General features: G+C 55.0%; 13 protein-coding genes and 1 pseudogene. 9 read left to right on the plus strand and 5 right to left on the minus strand.

The window, feature by feature from the left end; translation table 11 throughout:
- Nucleotides 1–30: 30 nt before the first annotated feature.
- Complete coding sequence (locus tag DJ73_RS01250) at nt 31–222, minus strand: hypothetical protein (protein WP_141212012.1); 192 nt, start codon at nt 220–222, stop codon at nt 31–33.
- A 150-nt stretch (nt 223–372) separates the two neighbouring features.
- Here DJ73_RS01250 and DJ73_RS01255 point away from each other — a divergent pair, with 150 nt between their 5' ends.
- Entirely contained in the window at nt 373–663 is a 291-nt protein-coding gene (locus DJ73_RS01255; protein WP_094524424.1) for a hypothetical protein, read from the plus strand.
- A 520-nt stretch (nt 664–1,183) separates the two neighbouring features.
- Here the strand turns inward: DJ73_RS01255 and DJ73_RS01260 are convergent.
- A complete protein-coding gene (locus DJ73_RS01260) occupies nt 1,184–4,381 on the minus strand; it encodes a PAS domain S-box protein (RefSeq protein WP_094557098.1) in 3,198 nt (1,065 codons plus the stop codon).
- A gap of 679 nt (nt 4,382–5,060) precedes the next feature.
- Here DJ73_RS01260 and DJ73_RS01265 point away from each other — a divergent pair.
- The 6 genes from DJ73_RS01265 (at nt 5,061) to DJ73_RS01290 (ending at nt 8,959) form a co-directional block, all read left to right on the plus strand.
- The gene (locus DJ73_RS01265) at nt 5,061–5,330 is read left to right on the plus strand and encodes an AbrB/MazE/SpoVT family DNA-binding domain-containing protein (RefSeq protein WP_094524422.1); all 270 of its coding nucleotides are present in this window, start codon (nt 5,061–5,063) and stop codon (nt 5,328–5,330) included.
- A gap of 11 nt (nt 5,331–5,341) precedes the next feature.
- Complete coding sequence (locus tag DJ73_RS01270; protein WP_094524421.1) at nt 5,342–5,815, plus strand: PIN domain-containing protein; 474 nt, start codon at nt 5,342–5,344, stop codon at nt 5,813–5,815.
- A gap of 422 nt (nt 5,816–6,237) precedes the next feature.
- Entirely contained in the window at nt 6,238–6,534 is a 297-nt protein-coding gene (locus tag DJ73_RS01275; protein ID WP_094524420.1) for a ribbon-helix-helix domain-containing protein, read from the plus strand.
- A complete protein-coding gene (locus DJ73_RS01280; protein WP_094524419.1) occupies nt 6,524–6,811 on the plus strand; it encodes a type II toxin-antitoxin system RelE/ParE family toxin in 288 nt (95 codons plus the stop codon). The genes DJ73_RS01275 and DJ73_RS01280 overlap by 11 nt, the downstream gene beginning before the upstream one ends.
- A gap of 674 nt (nt 6,812–7,485) precedes the next feature.
- Nucleotides 7,486–7,803 (plus strand): helix-turn-helix domain-containing protein, encoded by a 318-nt coding sequence (locus tag DJ73_RS01285; protein WP_254921557.1) that lies wholly within the window; start codon nt 7,486–7,488, stop codon nt 7,801–7,803.
- A 133-nt stretch (nt 7,804–7,936) separates the two neighbouring features.
- Nucleotides 7,937–8,959 (plus strand): class I SAM-dependent methyltransferase, encoded by a 1,023-nt coding sequence (locus DJ73_RS01290; RefSeq protein ID WP_094557099.1) that lies wholly within the window; start codon nt 7,937–7,939, stop codon nt 8,957–8,959.
- Between the two features lie 147 nt (nt 8,960–9,106).
- Here the strand turns inward: DJ73_RS01290 and DJ73_RS01295 are convergent, their stop codons facing one another.
- The gene (locus DJ73_RS01295; RefSeq protein WP_094524416.1) at nt 9,107–10,174 is read right to left on the minus strand and encodes a methyltransferase; all 1,068 of its coding nucleotides are present in this window, start codon (nt 10,172–10,174) and stop codon (nt 9,107–9,109) included.
- 566 nt (nt 10,175–10,740) lie between these two features.
- Nucleotides 10,741–11,142, minus strand: a pseudogene (locus tag DJ73_RS20730) (transposase); the annotation flags it as partial.
- A gap of 1,607 nt (nt 11,143–12,749) precedes the next feature.
- Here DJ73_RS20730 and DJ73_RS01305 point away from each other — a divergent pair.
- Both DJ73_RS01305 and DJ73_RS01310 read left to right on the plus strand, forming a co-directional pair.
- Nucleotides 12,750–13,745 carry a helix-turn-helix transcriptional regulator gene (locus DJ73_RS01305; protein ID WP_094524414.1) on the plus strand — a complete coding sequence of 332 codons (996 nt, stop codon included), beginning with the start codon at nt 12,750–12,752 and terminating at the stop codon, nt 13,743–13,745.
- A gap of 235 nt (nt 13,746–13,980) precedes the next feature.
- On the plus strand, nt 13,981–14,523 hold the full coding sequence (locus DJ73_RS01310; RefSeq protein ID WP_198948034.1) for a cupin domain-containing protein: 543 nt from the start codon (nt 13,981–13,983) through the stop codon (nt 14,521–14,523).
- A 420-nt stretch (nt 14,524–14,943) separates the two neighbouring features.
- Here DJ73_RS01310 and DJ73_RS01315 read toward each other — a convergent pair whose 3' ends face one another.
- Nucleotides 14,944–15,753 carry a winged helix-turn-helix domain-containing protein gene (locus DJ73_RS01315; RefSeq protein ID WP_094524413.1) on the minus strand — a complete coding sequence of 270 codons (810 nt, stop codon included), beginning with the start codon at nt 15,751–15,753 and terminating at the stop codon, nt 14,944–14,946.
- Nucleotides 15,754–15,870: the final 117 nt, after the last annotated feature.

Raw genomic sequence — 15,870 nt, forward strand, 5'->3', positions numbered from 1 at the left:
GCGCGGGGAGGATGTCAATGTGCTTCGTGATCAGTCCTTTCTCTCCCGGTACGCGGCTGCATAGAGCCCAAGCGCGGAGAGAATCGTCACCATCGCTGCGACGAACATCACACCTGAAAACAGCCCTTCGGTCGTTCCTGCAGCAGCAAACATAATTGCAGCACTGCCTGCGACAACACCACCCTGCTGTGTCCTGTTCGAATTCTCTGTCTGGAGGGCCATACTCTCCATTATCTGAGGCTGCATAATAAATTTAGTAACCGTGTTCCACTGCTGGCAAATAGATCCCCGGAAGACGCAAATGAAAGAGAGAGTACAGGCCGGTTTTCAGTTATCCGCACGCTTTACACGGCCGAACTCTTGCTGGTACATATGGAGTTACTTCCACAGATGGTGTTCCGTGAGCCAGATGGACGAAGGAAGGGGCTCATCATGCTGTTCTTATCGTTCATCAGCCTCCTTATTTGGGTATACATTGGTGTCGTGCTCAACGCTTCTGACTTTTTCATCTTTTTTGCTATCGGGCTTGGATTCTCCGGAGTCGCCGAGTCGCTGCCACCGGACCGACGACGTTCAGCAGGAACACTTCGAATGCTAGCCGTCGGTACCTTCGTTGTCTTCCTCGGTGTCCTTGCATCGGTCCCTGGATTACTATTAGCGTAAGGGATGGCACTCGGTACTGATATATCTCTGATATTTCTCGGTGGCAATCCGGAACGGTCGGTCGGTAACTACGCAAGCGTGTTCTATCGGCTGATTCAGGATTCAGATAAAAAAGTAACTTACCCCCGTGCTGACTTGAGCCTCTGTATCGGTCATCCGCCATCTAACGTAATATTGATATATCGATTCAGAGATGCAAGATAGAGAGCGCGAACCGGGCACAAACAGGGGTCAGTTTGTAAAGAAAGAGTGATCGGTCAGTACAGGGTACACATATACCGCGACGAATAAAGATCTATCTTATATCCATTAGAAATCTGGTGAAATATGTGGGTTACAATCAGCACAAATAATTGAACATCGGCAGCGTCCCGATAAGATATCCCAGCCACCGTTTCACTCTCAACCGTGTTCTCGCATGAACCAACACTTATTCAATTTGACGCAGATTGTCTCTGATGATAACTACGCCGCCACAGAGTTCTCTTCACCGCGTACGCTGTTGGCTCACAGCAACAATTTATGAACTTCTCATAGCCGGCACCCGCAAATTAACCTCCGTCCCGTCGGTTGTCGCTACGGACACATCACCGCCGGCTTGCGTGACGATCATTCGAACCATCCACAGACCGAGCCCTCCGCCGTGATTGAGCGGCGTCTCTTCTCCCGTTTCGAGGATATCCGCCTCCATTTCCGGCATGCCGGGGCCGTCATCTCGCACGTGGACCTCAATCCACTCGTTTTCCAACTCGACGAGTTCGATCTCGACTGTAGCGTTATCGTTCAGCTTCACGGCATTTTCTACCAACTCACGGATAGCCTCTCCGAGCGTCGTCTGTAGCTGCACCGACCCATCGCCAGATATCTCAGTCAGGATCGTTGCGTCCTCGTGTTCCTCTCGGATTTCATTAACGACCTCTCCGATCAGTGGGCCAGCCTCTGTCGTGGCTGCCCCACCACCTTCCGGATTGAGGACTTGTTTTATTTGTTTCATTTTCTCTATCATCTCCCCCCACTTGTCAAGAATCGGTTTGACGGTCTCGAACTGTTCCGCCCGTTTTTCTGCGTCCGTCTCTCTGCTCATCAGCTCTGTCCAGCCTCGGACTTTTGTCAAATCGTTCCGCATGTTGTGTCGCATCACGCGCTGCATGACGTTCAAGTGGCGACCATACCGCTGCTGGGCTGTGATATCGCGCCCCTCAGCAACGAGTAGGGTAATCTCGTCGTCTTCATCTGTCACGGGTTTTATCGAGAAGTCGATTGTTGCGAAGCCGTTAGCGCCCCGCACTTCCGTTTCGTAGCGGACGAAATCCCCGCCTGAGGCTCGCTCAATTGCGTCCTGAACCCGATCGTAGACTGTCTCGGAGTGTGTCCACCACTGGGCTTCATAAAAGGGGTTCCCGACGACGTCGCTGCGCTCGAACCCGCCGAACTCGAGGGCGGCGTCGTTGACCTCGATGACCGTCCCGTCGGTGTCCAACAAGCCCGTGAACTGGAACGTCTGGTTGAAAATGCTCTCGAACCGCCGAGCACGGTCTTTGGCTTCGGTCACATCCCTGAGGTAGACGATCACCCCGTCGATGGCGTCGTCGTCAAGCATGTTCCGGTATCGACTTTCGATGTTGAACCACCCGCCATCCGGAGATCTGAGTCGACACTCTGTTGTGACGCTTTCGGTTTCCTCAACCGAACTAAAGAACGCCTCCATCGCGTGCTCGCGTCCATCAGGGTGGAGGTAATCAAAGAGATTCTCACCGACGAGGGCGTCGGGGTCGTAGCCGAACACCCGCGTCACCGACCCGCTGGTGTAGGTGATTGTCCCGTCGGGATCGAGGACTGTAACGACGTCCTCGGACTCTTCGACGAATCGCTCGGTTCGGCGCCGTTGGCGACGGCGTTCGGTCATGTCGCGGACGATCACCGCATACCCGCGAAACACCCCATCGTCGGATTCGAGCGGCGCGTACCGGACGTCGGCGTAGAACTCCGACCCGTCGGCGCGAACTCGCCAGCCCTCGTCGGCGCTCTCGCCGGCGAGACGCGCCTGTTGTATCAACCGCTCTGGGAGGCCGGACTCGCGGTCGGACTCAGGATGGAGTTCAGCCATCGACATTCCGACCGCCGCGTCACCGTCGTACCCAAAGAGGTCCTCGGCACCGGTGTTCCACGTTTGAACGATTCCGTCCTCGTCGACGATGAGAAAGGCGTACTCGTCGACGCTCTCGGTTAGCAGGCGGAACTGTTCGCGTTCCTCATACAACCGCTGTTTGCGGCGCACTTCATCGGTTACGTCTTGCTGGACACCGATGTGGTTGACCAATTCGCCGTCATCGTACACCGGCGTCACCGACAACCGATTCCAGAACTGCTCGCCGTTTTTGCGGTAGTTCCGCAGGTCGACAGTCACCGGTTCCTCGGCGGCAATCGCCTCACGGAGTTCGTCAAGCGCCTCCTGATCTCTATCGTCTTCTTGGAGAAATCGACAGTTCCGTCCGAGTGTTTCCTCTCTGGTGTAGCCGGTCTGTTCGACAAACCCGTCGTTAGCGTATATCAGCGGATTGTCCTCGCGGTCGGGATCGCTGACCGTGATCCCGACGATAGCCTCGTCCATCGCTCGCTCTTTCAGTTCGAGCTCTCTCTTCCGCTCCTCGAGTTCGCGCTTTCGCGCTCGCCGCTCGGTAATGTCCCGAACGGTTGCGACCGTCCCGACAAGTTCAGCTCCGGTAGCCATCCGGTTCGTTATTACCTCGAAGTATCGGGTGGAGCCATCAACTTCCACAGGGACAGGATCCGTATCCTCAAGCTCGGTATTCGGACTGAACGACCGCTCGAACGCCTCAATAGTCGTAAGGTCTTTATCGGTCGCTGAGTGTAACTCCTGTCCCTGCGTGTTCGTTTCGACGAGTTCACCGTCAGTATCGTACACGAACGTCGCGTCGTCGGCTTCCTCGAAGAATCGTGAGCGGGCAGACTGCTCGATCTGTCGGAAGGGTTTCCCAACGAACACTAACACTCCCGCGAGAAACGCGGTCACACCGACCGGTTCGAAGCTCAATCCCAGCATAATAGGCGGTAGTAGCTCGGTCGGTAGCGTGCTGACAGCCAACCGCGGTATGATCGGTGACAGCGCGAGGACTCCGAGCGCCCCGAGACTCCCAGTTGGAAACGCCGATTCACGCAGCGTCGTGAGCAACCAATAGAAACTGAGTGCCACGAGTGCGTACGTGAGCGAGAACGAGACCCAGTAGAACAACTGCGGTTCAACCACGAGGTGTAGATACGGGCTTTGCTGTAGTTCCGTCGAGACGTACAGTCCGTACAGCGGGTTCGTGAGCTTAACGATGAGGAGCCCGAGATAGGTGCCGACAGCGAGTCCACGGTAACGTCGGTCGCGATGGTATGACCGACCGGTGTACGCGGAGATAAAATACATCCATGCACCCACGCCCGTGAGCCCCCAGATGAGTCCCCCAATGTAGAGCGCGTTGCTAAGCGACTCGCTGGTGGTAACCAGCCCAAGCGCTTGGAACCCCAGCCACAATCCGTTGGTAAGGAGGACCGCTCTGAGCCCGAACTGCGTATCTCGTCGCCGTAGCCGTGAGCCGTACGCAGCACCCACGAAGCAACTGACCGCAATCCCGGTGAAAATGAGAAAAAGCCCCCAGCGAACCGTACTTGGGTCCCCTGAGATGGTTAAGGGTGTGTAAAAAGTTAGCATACTATTTAAAATAGATGAGTTGTTTTATCAATTGCGGAATGCGAGACCGTGAGCGCAAGATTCGCAAGCGCATTCTATCAGGTGGTTCAGGATTCAGATGGAGAAATAAGCAGTTCCATTGCTGACTACATCCTCTGTATCGGTCACGCCGACCGTGTCAGTTTCAATATACAACGGTGCTAGTGACCTCTGTGGTGCTTATAACTATCGCGCAAACCGACGGACAGCACAGGGATTAAACGGATTCTTTGAAGCAGCGTAACGGATTCCCGGCGAGTCCACTTCTACCTTATCCGCCATTTTCAGTCGATTCGACCCCTCTACTGTCTTCTGAGTATGTGGTTGCTGAACTCGGCGAGAATTCGTTACGAGTCCTGTCGGAATCCGTCTTGACCTCGTTTGGTGCTCCGGGGCTCGAAGACACGAGAGATAATCGATCGGTCGATGACGCTGTGACGGTGTGTTTGGTTCTTCCCGAAGGCAGTGACATAGTGGTGTGTATGAAATTTCGTAGGTAGAGTAGCGCAAGACTCAGAGCGTGTAGTCAGCACAGCGCCTTCATTTGCTCCAGATACCTCGATCTGAACCAACTGCTCACTGTGGATGCGGACGTATCGATACTCTGTGGGGCACAACAGTTTTATCTATCAGTATAGTAGTGGGTATTAGGTAAAGAAAAATGGGAAAGACGTCGATCGATGGAAACCACGAGGAAGAGCTGACACTCACCGTAGACGATAGGGGTCGAGTCACTCTCCCGAAAGAAGTCAGAGATCGGTTGGGAATCGAATCGAACGACGAGCTCCCGGCGACACTCGTCGGCTCCGTGCTTGAACTCAACCCGAAGCCGAGTTCGAAGCTTGAGCTAGCAACAGCCGGGCGGGATGACTGGGATGAGACGACACCAACCGATGCGGGAGACGCACTCTTTGGGCCGATGGATCAGTGATCGGAGAACCGATGACTGATTCACTCCCGACCGAGGTAACCGTCCTCACTGATGTGAATATTCTTGCCATCGGTCTGACTGACGATCATCCGGCGCATGACGATGTGTATCCGTGGATCCAGAACGCTCTTGATGGGCCAAATGTCTTGCTCGTCTTCGACTACTATCCGCTCCGGACACAGTATCTCATGACGAATAATTTCGGAGTTGACGAAGTTGCTGCTCGAAACGCAATCCAATCGCTCGTTCGGAGTCCGGCACGAATCGTTGGTGCGACCGCGACCACGCTTCTGGAGGCATACGAGATCAGCGCCGAGAAAAATCACGATGTCTACGATTCGTTCATCCTGGCGCTCGCACGGGCATATGATGCTGACTACCTGATTACGACTGACGATGATTTCGAGGAACTGTGCGATGGTGAGGACGTTACATACACCAATCCCATTCCGCCCGACAAGCGCAGCAAATTAACATTCATCTAGGGTTAGCGGTCCGTGGACGCTCTTTCCTGACGATTCTGCTGATTTGCCCTGATCACAGGGCATGCGAGATATGCGCTGTATGTCTTATACGGTAACCAGTGAAAATATCATTACATCGATAGCTATTCCACAAAGAGGCTTTTGAGAATCGTTCACACGCGGTGGTGAAACGCACGAATACACCAGAATCGCCGATCCGACCATTCGACGGACAGCGCCGGGACTAAACGGATTCTTTGAAGCAGTGCAACGAAACCCCCGCGAGTCTACTTCTATCTCAACTGCCGTTTTTAGACGTTTCAGTGGCTCTATTGTCCGCTAACAGAAGCAATACTGGATTCGGGCAGAATTCGTTACGAGTCGTGCAGACATCCACACGGCGACGATACAACTTAGTATATACGGACGCAAAGCATCTGTATATGTCTGATGCGGATACCGCAAATGGTGACGATGGGCCCGAGATGGTCCAGATCAATCTCCGACTCAGCAAAGCGTTCCTCGAAGACATCGATACGACGTGGCAGGAACAGGGGTTCAACTCCCGGAGCGAGTTCCTCCGTTACGCTGCCCGAGACGCGGTGAAACATCCAGAATTTTCCCGCGAGGGGTGGAAACAGATCGCGGCGAGCGAGCACGATCTCCGTTCGGGCGACGCCGAGCTGGTCTCTCGTGAGGAAGTCGTCGAGATGATGGATCGAGACGAAAATGACGAGTGAGGACGACTGGACCTGGAAATTCACGCCGCGAGCTGCGGATCAGTTCGACTCACTCGACCCACACGTGCAGGACCGCATCGTCTCGAAACTCGACGAGGTGGTCGAGTCGGAGTGGCGCGACCCCGACGAGTACCTCGAACCGCTGACCGGCGGTCCGTTCGCGAAACTCCGCGTCGGTCAGTATCGGCTCGCCTGCATTCTCGACCGGGGTGAGTCGGTGCTGGAGGTCCATCGGATCGAACACCGAAGCGGTGCCTACACCGCTGACGACGACTGACGGAATCCGATCTGCAACCGAACGACAGCATGGGGATTAAACGGATTCTTTGAAGCAGTGTAACGAAACCCCCGCGAGTCCACTTCTGCTTCATCTGGCATTTTCGGATGTTTCAGACCCTCTGCCGTCCACTGAGTATGATATTGTTGAATTCGGGTAGAATTCGTTACGAGTCGTAACGGTGGTCATGGCTGGTTTGGATTCGCGTTCCCTAACTCGGAGACGGGCGAGATAATCGATCAGTCATTGCTCCCGATTGCACTCGTCTTGTGACGCCGCCTATACCAGAAGTAATGTAGCCCCGGTGAAATGAGTAGGACTGATAGATTTTCCAGATGCTGTTGCATACAGGCGCGAGTCTTGCAAGAAGTTTTCGACAAATCGGATCGGTCGTTACAGACAAATGATATACCGGTGCGGCTTTCTATCTCTGTGAATTATTATTAGAACCACATACAAGACGTAGAGGCGGTCTATTTATCAGAATCGCATTCTAGTACAGAATTTGGTCCGAACCAGTCTGTTCAAGATGGCCAGAAAACGCTCTCCCATAATTTTGGCACAGTGGGTGTTATTGCCTTCTGTGTTAAACATTCACACGCAAGTGAGCGCCGATGACATCGAATCCCCACGGGTCCGAGACCGACGACGAAGACCACTTTGAGGTGTGTCCGATGACACAAGCATTCGAGGAGATTGGATCGAAATGGCGACTCGTCGTCTTGCACTACCTCGTGATGAACGGTGAACAGCGGTTCAACAACATAAAAGAAGAGACACCTGCCGATTCCTCAACTCTCTCACGAGTTCTCAAGGAACTAGAGGAGCGAAACCTCATTCGCCGACGCTTAGAAGATCGCCCGATTGCCACTTATTACGATCTGACCGAGAAGGGCGAATCGCTCGCCATCATGTTCGATGATATCGAAGAGTGGGCTGATGATTGGACCGCAGCGGACAGCGAAAGCGAGTCATTACCCCAACCGGAATAGTTGACGGTTCGGACTTACTTCTAGTTACTAAGCAATACTGCTATCACTAACTTCTATTAGTATCACAAAAGTTATAATTTCGTCCGGTGCGAATTCCACTTCGTGGTCAGGCTGACCACGGAGGCGAATACACATGCCAAAAGACGGGCCAACGCCCGGTCACCTCATGGAACTCGGGTTCGGTTTCCAAGCATCGAAGACACTCCTGGCGGCGGTCGAACTCGGGGTGTTCGACGCGCTGGCTGCTGGTCCCAAGACGCGTGCAGACATTGAAGAGGAACTCGGCCTCCACCCACGGGGAGCGGAGGATTTCCTTGATGCACTCGTCGCATTAGATGTCCTCGACCGTGAGAATGGCCAGTACCGGAACACGCCCGCGACCGATGCTTTCCTCGTCTCGGGAAAGCCATCGTACATCGGCGGGTTGCTGGAGATGGCCAACGACCGCCTCTACGGCTTTTGGGGTGACCTCGAAGAGGCGCTCCGGACAGGACGACCCACCAACGAACTTGAAGATGATCAGACCCACCCCTTCGAGGAAGCCATCTACCAGAACGATGAGAATCTCGAACAGTTCGTCGGCGCGATGACGGGACTGAGTATGGGCGTCGCGAACACTCTCGCACACGAGTTCCCGTGGCAGGAATACGATACGATGGTCGATTTAGGCACCAGTGAGGGAGTAGTTCCAAAGCGGGTCGCCGAAGAAAACGACCACATCACTGCCATCGGCTTGGACCTGCCACGGGTCGAACCCCACTTCCGTGAATTCACGAGTGACAGCCCCGCAACCGACCGTATCGAGTTCCGGACGGGCGATTTCTTTGGGACCGACCCGCTCCCGGCAGCAGATGTCTACATCCTCGGGCACATCCTGCACGACTGGAGTCTCGATCGGAAACAGGAGGTTCTCAGGAAAGTGTCCGAAGCAGTGAACCCCGGCGGTACTGTCATCATATACGGGACAATGATCGACGAGGAGCGTCGTGAGGCCGAAATGCCACTGCTGATGAACTTGAACATGTTGGTCGAAACGCCGAACGGATTCGACTACACACCGAGTCAGTGTATCCAGTGGCTGCACGAAAGCGGGTTCGAAGGCGGGGAAGCCAGGGAGTTACCAGGTCCCGAAACGATGGTTCTGGCGCGGAAATAAATCTGTCGTGTGGTACATATTCACCCTTTCTCTTGCACGGGAAGTGCAGGTCCACGTATCGGTTGTAATAAAGTACGGTTTTGAGACGGCCGAATTAGATTGCCTCTTGTCCGGAGAAATGATTGTTTAACAGTCGAACCGGAGAATTCAATGCTTGTGCGCGATGCCCATGCTCGCTGGCCCGTTCAAATGTTGAATCTGGACGTCCTCGAAGCCCGCCTCCTCCGCCCATGTCATGAACTGCTCGCCAGTATAGTCGAAGGCATCACCGTAATATACGAGCATGTTCAGCGACATCATCAGACCCATGGTATTCGCCTGGCGGTCGTCGTCGATGATATGGTCGATAGCGACGAAGGTTCCGCCCGGGTTGACGGCATCGTAGAACTTCTGCATGAGCGTCTTCTTCGTCTCCAGATTTTCCTGATGGAGGACCAGACTCGCTGTCACGAGGTCCGCGTCGGGAATGGGTTCCTCGTTGTAATCGCTACTGACGGCGTCGATCCGATCCTCAAGGCCGTCTGCCTGGATACGCTCACGGGCCAGTTCAGTCACCTCCGGCAGGTCCGTTGTCGTGATCGAAAGGTGGGGTTCGCGTCGGGCCACGATCCGAGACAGATCGCCGAGGGCACCCCCAACGTCCGTCATCGAGTCGTAGTCCGAGAAATCGAACTGCTCAGCGAACGCGACGAAGTTCCCCTTCGACAGCCCGGCCATCCCCTCGACGAACGCCTCTAGTTCCATGGGGTCATCGTACATCTCCTCCCAAAACGGCTCGCCCGTCTCGTCGATGACCCCCTGTGGCTCGCCTGTCTGCAGACTCTCTTCGAGCCCTCCCCACACGTCGTATACCTGCTGGTTGAAGATGTCGATCGCGCCACCGATGTACCGTGGATCGTTCTTGTTCAAGAATGCCGCAGTCTCCGGCGTGTTCCGATACCGGGGATCGTTCCCATCGTCGTCACGTTCAAGGAATCCGAGCGACGCGAGCGTGTCGAGGAAATCTCTGGTCGCCCGGGGGTGCAAACCGAGCTCCCGTTCGATCTCGGAGGCTCGAAGCCCTCCGTCTGAGAGGACGGTGAACAGTTCGAGATCGACGGCTGCACCCAACACTTTGGTCCCCCAAAACCCCGTCGCCACCTGCATGATGTGTTCCGGGTCCGGTTCGCTTTCTTCGGGCGTGTGTTCTCTTTCGTCTGATGTTGTTTCTGCCATGTGTACTCACCGTGTAATCGGTTGTTGTCGGTTCTGCTTCACATCCTACGTAATCCTCTGTGCCAGTGGTCGTCCACGGGGTCGTTTAGCGGGCATTGGCGGCCGACATCGTTCCCTCACGACTCACCTACTGATACTGTTGGGCGGGCTAAAAGTGTAATCTGTATTGGATTTCAGTTAGCACACTGTCTGTCTGATTCACTCTGTACCCCGTGTCTTGGCGACACAGGCGCGTTGCTGGTCACGGCGCGATTCTGATGACACAGGGAATGGAGTTCGAAGACTCTACGAAGTCATATGTAGAAACCAGGACTCAGACGAGATCAGAATAAGGCATCGTATCATACTTCTGTCTCGTCGGGTGAACTCGGCTTGCCGTCCGAGAGAACTGACCGCGGATCTGGCTTCGTCTGTGACCGAGTGATAGAACAGGTATAGGGTGATTTCAGTGCCCCGGAGCACTTGCGGGCATCCGGTCACGTCCGTTGTTTATCGAAGGCTGATCGTCAGGCCAAGTTCGACCGCTTTACGGCTGCCAGGACAGTCGATTCGGAACTCGCTGTACTGCTGTCCCGGACCTCGTGAGCGAATTCCAGGACGGCTTTGTAGGAACGATCGAGCTGTTGCGAAATTTCTGTCATCTCTGCTGTGTCCATCTCTCGGGCGATATGGATCATTTCTGGAATGGAAAGCTGATGGTCGGCGAAGAGCGTCCCCGTAAGGTCGTTGAATTTGCGATCGCAGGCGTGGCACTTGTACCGTTGTGCGCCCTTGCTCGTCGTTCCTTTCTTGATCGTATCCATACTGTCGCAGTTCGGGCAATGAGGTCCATCCGGCCACCGAGAGCGTCGGAGTGCCTGTAGGCAGTCATCGGTGTCTGGAAGACTGACCGGATCGTCGCTCTCCTGTCTTCCCGAGGGTGGGATGTCAGGAGAAGAATCACTCGTCCCCCGTTTACTTGCATCCATCGCCGAGTCTCGATCAGTCCCGAGGTCGTCGAGGCCGACATCTACAACAGTGAGACTCCCATCGAGGGTCAGGTAGAGCTCCGCTCCATCACATGTGGCGGTCACGCGAATCCGAACGGGATCTCTGGACACGACCGTCTGGTCTTTTTTGAGGCGTTCGAACAACCGGCCACAGACCTCGGGGTCGTCCAGATCGTAGGTCATGTCGAATCCGTGTTCGTGGTAAAACGTGACAACGGCGGGGTGATCGAAGACAGCCACCCACGCCGGATAGGACGCGCTGTGCTTGCAGACCGAGCACACGTACCTGACCCGAGCTTCGTTCCAGCCGCCACGCACCGACGTGCCACAGTTGGGGCAGAGTTCCCCCGCCGGAGCGTCGTGAGAGTCACAGATGTGGAGTGATTCCTCGATCGGCCCTGAACACTCCGGACACACACCCCTGATGAGCAACTTGACGCCCTGCAGGTACTCGATCGTTCCCGCCACGAAGACCTCCTCAGGCGTCCGGTGAGCCAAGCCGGCGGGATTGAAATCGTCGTACACAATGAGCGTCCCCTCTGGCGTCCGTTCGGCTGACTCGGGGCCGATGTTCCCCTCGCACTCCGAACAGATCTGGTAGAGTCGCTCGTCTTCGTAACTGAGTTCCACTGGAGCACCACAGTGGTAGCAGGATCGAGGGATCTCGGTTGGTGGGAGACGGCGCGTTTCCAGACCCGAGCCCGCGATAACTGCCCGGACGATTTTGAGTCCGGAGTTCCGAAGTCGGTAGCCGTCGTCCGTTTTTTCGACGTAGTGACCGACCAGCTTGTCGAGATGGTAGCTGAAATTCCCGCTGTCGTGAATGCCGATGCGGTCGAACAACTGCGAAAACGAGACAGCGTTGTTCTCGGCCTGAGGATCGTACACCTCCCACAGCGACAGCAGGATCGCAAGCCGGATCTCATCGCTCAACAGTTTGAACGCCTCAGTTACATGGGGTTCAGCGGCCCCGGCCGCTGACTCAAGCGGCGACTCGGATACGGTCGAATCGGTCATGTGGGTAGTTACCACGTAGCGAGTCAAAAGAGATGGGGCGAGTGTAGGAGCTCGCCTTGTGTACAGGACGTATCCGATAGTGTATCCTGATTTCAGAAGATCGTCTGGTATTCAAACGGTGGTCGAACCGGAGCCTACAGTGTACAAATTTAGGATCGCATGATCGACCGACAGCACCGGGATTAAACGGATTCTTTGAAACAGCGTACCGGAATCCCGGTGAGTCCACTTCCAGCTTATCCATCATTTTCGAGTGTTCCAGACCCTCTAACGCCTGCCGAGTATGCGATTACTGAAACCGGGGAGAATTTGTTACGAGTCGTGTTGGGATCCATTGTTGGTTTGGATTCGCGTTCCACGACTCGGTGGCGGATGAGATAATCAATCGGTCATTGATATCAATACGAACCCTCTCACGGCATCCTACACATTACCAGTACACTGTTCATCCATACGGACTGGACAGTTATCGAGATTCTAATAAATGCATACGGATATCTTGTAATTGGTTCAGCCTGCGGAACCCTCCTGGAGGTACGTTTATTCGTTCTGCCACGCGATTAGTTACCATGGATCAAACTCGGTTCACTCCGGATCTGGACTTGGATGGACTCTCGCCAAATGAGGCCTTTGCCATTCTAGGAAATGAAATCCGGTTAGAGATTATCCGGGTCCTCTGGCGTGCAGACGCTGCTCACGAATACGATGACGGCTCTGATACTGCTACTACGATGTCGTATTCAGGGTTGCAAGATGAGGTCGATATTGATGATAATGGGAAGTTCAACTATCATCTCTCACAACTCGCGCCTCATTTCATCCGTCGTACTGACGATGGATACCGCCTGAGCGGTGCGGGCAAACAAATTGCCAGAACGGTAATAGCTGTTTCCGGAACGGACCGACTCGACTTCTCTACGGAGATCGAAGACGATTGTCCGTTATGTGGAGCAGACTTAGAGGCCACTTATGAGGACCAGTGGCTTCGGATCAGGTGTACTGAGTGCGACGGACTGTTCGGGGACCAGGCACCGACGGGGACCCTCTTCCTCACGAGTTATCCGGCCGCTGGAATGATGACCCGCAACCCTGACCAAGCACTCGCAACCGGCCTCTACCGGTGTGCGCTGGATATCACCTATCTGATGTACGGTATCTGTCGGGAGTGTGCGGGCCACATCTCCTCGTCCGTGACGGTCTGTGATGCTCACGAAAGTCAGGGGGGCCAGCCCTGCGTCACCTGTGGGACGCCGTTCCCGGTGTGGGCAGACATGCGGTGTGATACCTGCGGGTTCGCCAAGCGGTTGCCGGTCGAAATGTTTGCCACCGGTCTGGCCATGGCAACCGGGTTGATAGACAGTCAAGAACTGGATATCCACTCCCCCTCCTTCGAGGAGGCCGTCAGCTTGCTTCAAAGCAGCGTCGAGACCGCTGTTTCGAAGGGTCCGCTTCGTGTCTCGATCACCATCGAGGGCGTGACGAGTACGTTCACTATCACGCTGGACGACGACATGAACGTCCTCGATCTCGACCGAAGGCCTCGATCTGAAACCGCTACCTCGTAACCCGGATTTGCCTCGGTTCGATAAGAGAAATATTATTCTCCTAACATATAAGTCCACTCTCGCATCTAGTATCGTCTGCCAGTAGCAGACCAAGACCCGAGCGACTTGGCGTCCGTCCCGTGGAAGGACCGAAAAGAAATATCGAGACCTCGGCTGGATGCCACAGGAGGCAGCCAATGACACCACCAAACAACACGAACCCACACATCGACCGTCTCTGGTTGGGGGCGACAGCATGACGGCCACAGAGCAAAGCAGGCAGAATCGTATTCTCGATTGGGGAGATTTCCCTGGACGGTGGGAAATCACGAGATCGACTGAGGAGACGGACGGCGAACTGTTGGAAATGCGATTTGAGATCGAATCCGTCCCCGAGGACGGCCCGTTTGTCCACACTCACCCAAACGCCGAGGAGAGCTACGAAGTGCTCTCGGGTGTTCTGGAAGTGTACGAGGACGGAGAGTGGATGGACGTGCCCGCAGGCGAGAAACACACCGTCCCTCCAGGGAACCCGCATACGTTCAGGAACAAGACGCCCGTCGAGCTCATCAATATCCATGAGCCTGCGCTACAGCACGAGGAGTTCTTTCGGAGGTTTCATCAGCTCGTAGCGGAGCGAGGAGTGTCATTACCGCCAGGGGGTTTCAGTGATATCGTGTTGATAGCGATGCTGACGACAGAACATGAAGAGGATGTCCGCGCAGTAAACCCACCGCAATGGGTTTTTAGAATCTTGGCTGGCATCGGCCGCGTGCTAAGATACGACATACCAGACTAATCGGCGACGTTGAGTTACGGGAAGCGAATCTCTTCGCAACTCCGAATATCACCTGTGCTCTCCGTCTAACATGCAAACAGTGTCAGTCTTTGAGAGTTCAAAAGTGCCAGCGGCGTCTGTGACATCATTCTGACCGACTACTCACGAACCCCCGGACGAGGCGGGAATTAAACGATTTCTTTGAAGCGGTGTAATGGATTCCCCGCGAGTCCACTTCCACCCCACCCGCTATTATCGAGTGTTTCATGGCCTCTACCGCCCGCTGAGAACAGCATTGCTGAATTCGCGTAGAATCCGTTACGGGTCGTGTCGGGGTTCGTCTTTGGCCCGGATTCGCGTTATACGACTCGGGGATGGATGAGATAGTAAATCGATTGTCGTCCCCGATTGGAAGTGTTGTGTGACTTCGCCCCGCGTATCTCAGGCCTCGGGCAATACCTCTGGATCGAGTGGCTCAGCCTCGGCCCGATATTCCTCGTAGAGCGACTCGGCCCACTCACGGACGACCGGGTTTTCGGTTTCTAGCAGCCCCGGACCTATCCATTGATTATCCTCAATGTAGCCCAACCACAACACCACTGTTTCATCTATGATGTGCATGCTGAACGTGATGGGACCATCGTACAGCCACACCTGATCGGCGATCGAATGCCACGGAGTCGCCCGTTCCGGGTCGTCAGTGAGATACTCAATAAATTCGGCTTCGATAATTGCCTCAAACTCCAGTCGCCCTTGGTCAACCAAGTCAGCGAGCGTCCGGACGAATATATCCGGAGCGTTCTGTGTAAGTCCTTGATATGTGTCGCCGGTCCGGTACAGCTCCAGTGCCCGATTGAGGTGAGCCTCCGGCCAGTCTTCTGTTGGAACCGTGATATTGGCATCGCGGAAATGGCGGATATCGAGTTCTTGAGCCGGTTCCGGGAGGTAATTGACCGCTTCCCCGAGTTGCTGGACCCCCTGAACCGTCTGCCGATAAGCGCGAAACTTTTCGGTCATAATTTCTCCCATGTACGTGAGTTCATACTGACTTCCCTCGGATTCGACCCACCCCCGCGATTCCCCCTTATCAAGGATCCGGGCAACCGTTGACCGCGATGCACACGTGCGCTCGGCGAGGGCACTGCTCGTCGTCACCCCGTCGGCGAGTGCCTCGAACACCCGGACGCTGTTGGCCGAATTCGCAAAGAACTGGATGGCCTCCAGCGCAGAATCCATGTCATACGTTGCCATATACAGAGCATACGGTCACGTTCTATCTAATAGTTGGTCTGGGAGAAGCGCGGGACAGTATAGAGAGGGGGGTGTCCGACAGCCTTTGCACAGGGCGCAAACGTTCGCAGGGGTTGG

The organism is Halorubrum sp. Ea1, assembly GCF_002252965.1.
Classification (GTDB): domain Archaea; phylum Halobacteriota; class Halobacteria; order Halobacteriales; family Haloferacaceae; genus Halorubrum.